This window comes from Lysobacter enzymogenes (genome assembly GCF_017168095.1).
Lineage (GTDB): Bacteria > Pseudomonadota > Gammaproteobacteria > Xanthomonadales > Xanthomonadaceae > Lysobacter > Lysobacter enzymogenes_D.
In genome coordinates this window covers 1-1258 of the sequence record NZ_LXSD01000660.1, presented here as the reverse complement: position 1 = coordinate 1258, position 1258 = coordinate 1, and the positions used below count along the sequence as shown (strand labels likewise).

Here is a 1258-nt window from a genome sequence, read left to right as displayed (position 1 = left end):
CCCGCCGGCCGCGGCGATCGCGTCCAGGCGCGCGCCGAACGGCACCTTCAACGCCGCCGAGCCGTCGCGCGCCGGCGGCAGCAGCCAGCGCGCCAGCAGCGGCAACGGCAATGCCGCCAGCCACCACGGCCAGGCCAGCAGGTCGCGCCAGTCGGCGAACAGCGAGGTCAGCGCGGTCATCGCTGCGGACCCGACGCAAGCGGATTCGGCAGCGGCGACCTTGCCCGAAGCGCGCGCGACAGCGGCGCACTCGACAGCGGCGCGCCAGGCAAGCCCAGGTTCGACATCGACAGGCTCATGCGCGCACGCCCATCCACTGCAGGAAGCGGCGCCGCGCCAGTTCGCGCAGCGCGCGCACCTGGGCCGGATCGACCTGGCGCCGGTAGCCGCCTTCCAGCAGCAGGCGCCCGGGGCCTTCGGCGAAGTCGCTGCGCTTGCTGCCGCGATCGAGGAATTCCAGCCACTCCGGCCCGCTCAGGGTGTCGGCGCCGCGGTCGCGGCGGCGGCCGGCGCGGCGCAGCAGTTCGGAAATCGCCGCGACTTCGGCCACCGGCGTGGTCGCCGCGGCGAGCGCCTCGTCGAACACGCGTTCGGCTTCGCGCCGGCGCCGGCTGCGGCGGCGCTGCCACCACCACAGCGCCAGCGACAACGCCGCCAGCGCCGCCAGCAGCAGCCACCAGCCCGGCGCCAGCGGCCACCACGACGGCGCGCCGGGCAGGTGCACGTCGCGCAGGGCCAGGGTTTGCGGCGCCGCCATCAGGCCACCAGCGGGCGCGCGCGGCCCAGCAGCGGCAGCCAGGCTTCGCTGGCCGCATCGGTCGACAGCGCCTGCACGCGCACGCCGCGCGCCGGCAATTTTTCCAGCGCCGCCTCGACCGGGCCGACGAAGTTGGCATGCCAGCGCTGACGCTGCGCCGGCGCGCCGAGGTCCAGTTCGATGCGCTGGCCGTCGCGGCTGAACGGCAATGCCGCAGCCGGCGGCGCGGTTTCGATCGGGTCGGTCAGCAGCAGCACGATCACTTCGTGGTGCTGGGCCAGCACCGCCCAGCGCCGCTGCGGCAGCGCGGCGACGCTGCCGGGTTCGGCCAGCACCACCATGCGCGAGCCGGGGCGCAGCAGGCGCGCGGCGTGGTCGAGCGCGACCTCCAGGCCCGCGTCCTCGGCCGGCGGCTGGGCGTACCAGCGCACCATCGCGTCGAGCACGCGCAGCGCGCCGCGCGGGCCGCTGCCGGGATTCACCGGCGGCTCGCGCAGGCTG

1 protein-coding gene and 2 pseudogenes are annotated in these 1258 nt (G+C 76.4%); all 3 read right to left on the bottom strand.

Annotation, left to right across the window (positions count from 1 at the left end; genetic code table 11):
• A pseudogene (locus A7A76_RS25340) lies at positions 1-180 on the bottom strand (vWA domain-containing protein); the annotation flags it as partial.
• Positions 181-295: 115 nt separating this feature from the next.
• Positions 296-757: a DUF4381 family protein gene (locus tag A7A76_RS25335; RefSeq protein WP_206413920.1), complete on the bottom strand. Its 462-nt coding sequence runs from the start codon at positions 755-757 to the stop codon at positions 296-298.
• Positions 757-1258: pseudogene (locus A7A76_RS25330) on the bottom strand (DUF58 domain-containing protein); the annotation flags it as partial. The gene A7A76_RS25335 and the pseudogene A7A76_RS25330, both read right to left, overlap by 1 nt.